This window comes from Streptomyces kebangsaanensis (assembly GCF_001906585.1).
In the GTDB taxonomy this organism is placed as follows: Bacteria; Actinomycetota; Actinomycetes; order Streptomycetales; family Streptomycetaceae; genus Streptomyces; species Streptomyces kebangsaanensis.
This window is the reverse complement of record NZ_JUJA01000143.1, coordinates 21728-27829: the sequence shown is the minus strand read 5'-3', so window position 1 is coordinate 27829 and position 6102 is coordinate 21728. Positions and strand designations below refer to the sequence as shown.

Genomic DNA, 6102 nt, shown 5'->3' with positions numbered 1-6102 from the left:
GGGCTCCGGCGCGCTCCCGGAGGAGGGGGCTGGGTCAGGCGGCGGCGAGGCCGGCCTTGAGGGCGGAAGCGATCTTGACGATGCGCTCGGCCTGGATCCGGGCGGCGGTGCGGGTGGTGTCGTCGACCGGGTTGTTGCCCTGGGCGTCGACGTGGGAGGTGCCGTAGGGGTTGCCGTCGGCGAACTTGGCGGGGTCGGTGTAGCCGGGGGCCACGAGGATGCCGCCGAAGTGGTGAACGGAGTTGTACAGCGCGAGCAGGGTGGACTCCTGGCCGCCGTGGGCGGTGGAGGTGGCGGTGAAACCGCTGTAGACCTTGTCGGCGAGTTTGCCCTGGGCCCACAGGCCGCCCAGGGTGTCGATGAACTGCTTGAGCTGCGAGGCGATGTTGCCGAAGCGGGTGGGAGAGCCGAAGATCACGGCGTCGGCCCACTCGATGTCGGCCGGGGTGGCGACGGGGATGTCGGCGGTGGCGGCGGCGTTGGCGGCCCAGGCCGGGTTGGAGTCGATGGCGGCCTGCGGGGTCAGCTCGGCGGCCTTGAGCAGGCGGACCTCGGCGCCGGCCTTCTCCGCTGCCTCGGCGATCTCCTTGGCCATCTCGGCGACGATGCCGGTGGAGGAGTAGTAGACGACGGCGAGCTTGACGGGGGTGCTCACGGCTGCGGTCTCCGTTCGGTTGGTGTCGGGGGTGCGGTTACGGCTGAAGATGCCCATGACAGCTTTCGTTCTGGTGCTGAACACTCACTGACGAATGTTGGTTGAACGGTAAACCATTGCGGGAGCGTCCGCGCTCACGGGGTGGAGGAGCGGCCGGGCTCGCAGATTGGTATAACCTTCAACTAAATCGCGGTCCGATGCTCCGCCTCCACCGACGACAAGGACACCGCCATGGCCTCCGCCCTCGACGTCCGCCGCTCCGGCGAGCGCTTCCACACCCGCGCCGGCTGGCTCGACTCCCGGCACTCCTTCTCCTTCTCCCGCCACTGGGATCCCAAGAACACCCACTTCGGACTGCTGCTGGTCTCCAACGACGACGTCGTCGCGCCGGGCACCGGCTTCGACACCCACCCCCACCGCGACATGGAGATCATCACCTGGGTGCTGGACGGCGGTCTGGTCCACCAGGACTCCGAGGGCCACAACGGGGTGATCTACCCGGGCCTCGCCCAGCGGATGAGCGCCGGCACCGGCATCCTCCACAGCGAGAAGAACGACTCCTGGACCCTCACCGGCGAGCCCGCCCACCAGGATCCCGTCCACTTCGTCCAGATGTGGGTCATCCCCGACGAGGCCGGTATCAAGCCCGGTTACGAGCAGCTCGACATCAACGACGAACTCGCCCGCGGCGGCTGGACCACCCTCGCCTCCGGCATGCCCGGGCACGGCAACCAGCGCGCGATCGGCATCCGGCAGAAGCACGCTGCCCTGCACGTCGCCCGCATCCGCCCCAACGAGACCCTCCCGATCGTCACCGCCCCCTTCACCCACCTCTTCCTCGCCCGGGGCAGCGCCGAACTGGAGGGTGCGGGCCCGCTGGCCACCGGCGACGCGGTCCGCATCACCGGCGCGGAGGGCCAACGCATCACCGCCGGCCCCGACGGCGCCGAGGTCCTGATGTGGGAAATGCACGCCGCCGTCACCACGGCGTGACACGTGCACCGATCCGCGCAGCCGGTCTGCGGGTACGACCTGGCGAGGGTTTCCGCAGTGCGGCCGGTTCAACGGATCCCCGCCCCGGGGGCGAAGACCGGCGGGCGCAAGCGCGCAGCGCATACGGGCTCCGGCGCCGGACGCCCAGGTCGAGAACCGGCGGGCGTCGTTCCGGCCTCCCAGGCGTCCCGCGGGGATCGGCGTCTGCGCACCGTCGCGTCCCAGCCGCCGCCACACCACCGCGTCCGCGCCCCGCTCGCGCAACTGCTCCAGGGTGGTGACGACGACGGACACGGCCTGGCCGTAGTCCCGGTCCGTGACTCCCCGGTGACGGGTGTCGTACCGGCGGGGCGCCCAGCAGCGGCGGCCCTCCCCCTCCAGCACGGCAACCGTGTGGGCGGCCTTCGCGGCCGTGGTGTCGGCGGACACGAACGCGAGTGACGGTGCACCCTCCCGGCCGGTCGACGGACAGGCCCGGCGCCACCACCGCTTCTCATGACTGATGTGCTCGGGCTGCCGGTCCGTCAAGGATGCAGGAATCCCCCGAAATTGATTCAAACCTCAACATGTTAGAGGGTGGAAGACCTCCCCCTCCCTGAAGGACGACCCCATGGGCCTGTTCAACCGCCTCCGCGCCACCGCTCCCACCCCGGCCACCGACTCGGCCTCCACGCCGGCCACCGCCCGGTTGACCGGCGTCTGGACCATCGACCCCGCGCACAGCAGCATCGCCTTCGTCGCCCGGCACGCCATGATCACCAAGGTCCGCGGCACCTTCGAAGACTTCGACGGCCGCCTGTACCTGGACGGCGAGCACCCCGGGCGCTCCACCGCCGACGTGACCCTCAAGGCCGCCAGCCTCAACACCCGCCAGGAGCAGCGCGACCAGCACCTGCGCAGCGCCGACTTCTTCCACGCCGAGGCCCACCCCGAGCTGTCCTTCCGCAGCACCTCCGTGCAGCAACTCTCCGCGGACACCTACCGCCTGACCGGCGACCTGAGCATCAAGGGCATCACCCTCCCGGTCGCCCTGGACCTGACCCACACCGGCACGGCGACCGATCCCTTCGGCAACGAACGCGCCGGCTTCGAGGGCTCCACCACGGTCGACCGCACCGACTGGGGCCTGACCTGGAACAGCGTGCTGGAGACCGGCGGCGTGCTGGTCGGCGAGAAGGTGAAGCTCGAGTTCGACGTCTCCGCGATCCGCGCCGCCTGACCACCGCCTCCGCGTGTGGGAGACGGCCGGTCCAGCCGCCTCGAGGCCCGCGGGCAGGCGGCACGAGCACGATCCGGTGCCGCTCGAAAAGTCATCGCCACAGGTCAGAAGGCGCAGGTCCTCGGCTTCGAAGACGGCGTCGAACGCCCCGCCGTACGTGCCGTCGCGGTCCCGCGGGAGAAAGCGCGGAAACCCCATGCGCACCCCGAGGTCGGCGGCGAGGTTCCTCGCCTGCCGCACCGTCCACTCTCGCGTCGGGCAGGTGGTGACGCCGGTGCTGTGCAGGCGCCTGGTGCCGTGCTCGAGGAACGCCGGCGCGTACAGCCGCCTGCCGAGTGCGGTGTCGAGGGCGTACATGTTGTTGCCCTTGGGAGCCATGGGGCCCCCGTAGACGACGCCGTTGGCGCTGGTCATGAAGCCATGGGCCTTGTGGCCCTGCGGGTCGGCCGTCTGCCACAGGAGCTTGCCGGTGGCGGCGCTCACCGCGACGACACTGCCGCGGAAGGTCGGCTCGCCGGGCATCCCCTCGGACTTGGACGACACGCCCACCCCACCGCGCAGTGGGCGACCCAGCAGGCCCGCAATCCGACCGCCGACCTCGGCGCACGCGTCGAGTCGCTCCGCTTCGTCCTCCGCGACCGCGACAGCAAGTACACCGACTCCTTCGACTACCCGTCGGTCCACTCGGCGGTGGCGAGCTCGGCCGGGGAGAGCGCCTTCCCGGGCCGACCGGGGTGAATCAGCTCGGTCTTGACCAGGTTGGTCCTCGGTGTTGGACAGGCCGGCCGTCGATCCCCTCAGGGCGTCGTCGTGGCGTCTCCGAGGTCGATCGACGCGGCGATCCGCCTTGCCATCGAGCTCGTGGGCGCGGGCGAGAGGCTCCCGGGCCGCCGGTTCTGTGCCTGCCGCACGGCCGGTGGCTGTCTGGTGCCTCCCGCAGACGGCTCACCGGGTCAGCGGCTGATCCGTTTTGGGTGACGCTGCCTGCGGCGGTACGGGGCGTCGACACCGATCTCGCACCATGGCTCGCCACGAACGCCGGGCTCAGGATGTGCCATCGACCTCGGCGACGCTGTCGCCCCTGACCACTTCGTCCCGTCCGATGCCAAGGAAGCGCCGGATGGATTCGACCGGCATGTCGAGTCCCTCGGACGCGGACTGCTCGTCGCCGAAGACCTGCACTGCCTCAGTGACCGCCACGGCCAGTTCGACCTCTGCCTTGCGGACCTTGGCCTCGGCCTTGTCCACGGTGTCTACCACCGCCAGCTGACGGCGCTGCCTCTCCTGAAGTCTCTGCTTACGGGAAGGGGTTTTGTCAGGGTTCTGCACAGTCATGACCAAGATCATAATCAGTCGGGTGCACGTCCATGAAATCGGCAACTCACCCGCACTGCCGGGGCGTTCACAGCTCGAAGCCTCAGCACCGGCGACCCCGTGAAGCTGTTGCTCAACGTAGGTGCGGTGCCGGGGCCTTGTCGCGCTGACGGCGGATGCCTGTCGATGGGGCTTCAAAGCGTGCTGGAGGGTGGTTCCGGTCCCCGTTCAGGCTGGTGCGGGCGGGGCGCGATCAGGCGTTTCGCCGGTGCGCCACTCGTGTGGGTGCAATGGTCACACCGGAGGCTTCCTACTGAGGTTGAACTCGGGATGTCGTGTTCTTGTTCAGGTGGGTCGGATGGTCAGGCCGGTCTCGGCGAGGCAGCCGTCGATGAGGTCGCTGCGGTACTGGATGTGCCGTAGGCCGCGTCGGATGCGCTGGACGAGGTGTTCGGGGGTGCTGAAGGCGACGTTGGAGAGCCAGCCGTGTCGCAGGAGCGACCAGATCCCCTCCACGGGGTTGAGGTCGGGTGCGTAGAGCGGCAGGTAGTAGATGGTCAGCCAGTCCCGTGAGGCGACGGACTCCCGCAGGCCGGCGGCCTTGTGGACGTTGAGGTTGTCCCGGACCAGTACGATCGGGCCGCCGAGCTGCTGGTGGGCGGCGATCAGCAGGTCCCGGTAGTCGCGCCAGGAGAAGCTCTTGCGTCCGTAGCGTCGGCCGTCGTCCCTGCGCGGCCGGTAGATCAGCCTCGACCGGTGGCCGGGTTTGTAGCAGGTCAGCGCGGCGATGGGGATCCGTCTGCGGAAACGTCCGCGGACCCGCACCACCGGGGTCCGGCCACGCTGTGACCAGGTCTTGGCGCGCGGAGGCGTCATGGAGAGGTCCAGTCAAGATTTCCGTGAAGCGGTGACGGAGCTTCATGCTGGGCCGGCGTGCACGGTCTGTGCTGCGCTGCGCCGGTGACGCGCCGGCCGGGGCAGCAGGCCGCTGCGATCGTGTGAGGGGATGCTGCAGCAGCTCCTCCCGCACCCGGCCGCGGTGCTGGTGGAGGAGGTGCGGGAGGAGGAGGAAAAGGTACCGGTCGTCGCGCGGACCCGGGACGCCACGGCCGTGCCCTGTCCCGACTGCGGTACGCCGGCTCGGCGAGTCCACAGCCGCTACCGGCGGCACCTGGCCGATGCCGCCCCGGGCGGCCGCCCGGTCGTCATCGACCTGTGTGTCCGGCGCTTGTTCTGCGACAGTGCTCGCTGCGCTCGTCGGACCTTCGCCGAGCAGGCAGCAGGGTTGACCGTGAGGTACGGCCGCCGCACGGCCTCCCTCGCCGAGATCGTGCAAGCGATCGCTTTGGCCCTGGCAGGGCGGGCCGGTGCCCGGCTCGCGGCCGTCCTGCGCATCCCGATCAGCCGGACCACCTTGCTCAACGTGGTGATGGCGCTGCCGGACCCGCCCCGGCCCGCACTGCGCGTGCTCGGCGTCGACGATTTCGCGGCCTGCCGGGGCCGACGCCACGGGACCGTGCTCGTGGACCTGGACTCCCAACGCGTCGTGGATCTGCTGCCCGGCCGCGAGAAAGCACCCCTGGCCGCCTGGCTGGCCGATCACCCCGGTATCGAGACGGTCCGCCGGGACCGGGCCGGCGCCTACGCGGAGGCAGCGAGCGCCGGAGCACCCCGGGCCCGACAGGTCGCCGACGCGTGGCACCTGTGGGACAACCCGGCCCACGCGGTCGAACGCACCGTGATCGCCCACCGGTCCTGCCTGACACCACCGCCACCGGAACCACCCGAGCCCGCGTCGGCCAGGGCACCGGCGCCGAGAAGTGGCTGGTCACCCGCACCCGGGAGCGCTACCGGGCCGTCCAGGACCTGCTGCCCCAGGGATGGACGATCAGCGCCATCGGACGTGAACTCGGACCGGCCC

General features: G+C 70.4%; 5 protein-coding genes and 2 pseudogenes. 4 read left to right on the top strand and 3 right to left on the bottom strand.

Annotated features, from left to right (window positions below):
* Nucleotides 1-34: 34 nt before the first annotated feature.
* Entirely contained in the window at nucleotides 35-655 is a 621-nt protein-coding gene (wrbA, locus tag RH94_RS21320) for an NAD(P)H:quinone oxidoreductase (protein ID WP_073949125.1), read from the bottom strand.
* Between the two features lie 231 nt (nucleotides 656-886).
* On the opposite strand from wrbA, the gene RH94_RS21315 reads away from it, so the two are divergent.
* From RH94_RS21315 to RH94_RS39785, 3 genes and pseudogenes are all read left to right on the top strand, one after another.
* Complete coding sequence (locus RH94_RS21315) at nucleotides 887-1648, top strand: pirin family protein (RefSeq protein WP_073949109.1); 762 nt, start codon at nucleotides 887-889, stop codon at nucleotides 1646-1648.
* Between the two features lie 610 nt (nucleotides 1649-2258).
* Nucleotides 2259-2867: a YceI family protein gene (locus RH94_RS21305; RefSeq protein ID WP_073949108.1), complete on the top strand. Its 609-nt coding sequence runs from the start codon at nucleotides 2259-2261 to the stop codon at nucleotides 2865-2867.
* A 534-nt stretch (nucleotides 2868-3401) separates the two neighbouring features.
* Nucleotides 3402-3536: pseudogene (locus RH94_RS39785) on the top strand (integrase); the annotation flags it as partial.
* A gap of 375 nt (nucleotides 3537-3911) precedes the next feature.
* Here the strand turns inward: RH94_RS39785 and RH94_RS21290 are convergent.
* Nucleotides 3912-4202: a hypothetical protein gene (locus RH94_RS21290; protein WP_234425929.1), complete on the bottom strand. Its 291-nt coding sequence runs from the start codon at nucleotides 4200-4202 to the stop codon at nucleotides 3912-3914.
* A gap of 324 nt (nucleotides 4203-4526) precedes the next feature.
* A pseudogene (locus RH94_RS21285) lies at nucleotides 4527-5060 on the bottom strand (transposase); the annotation flags it as partial.
* A 127-nt stretch (nucleotides 5061-5187) separates the two neighbouring features.
* Here RH94_RS21285 and RH94_RS21280 point away from each other — a divergent pair.
* Nucleotides 5188-6102, top strand: a 915-nt coding sequence (locus RH94_RS21280; protein ID WP_107428784.1) for an ISL3 family transposase, incomplete at its 3' end; no start/stop codon positions are given.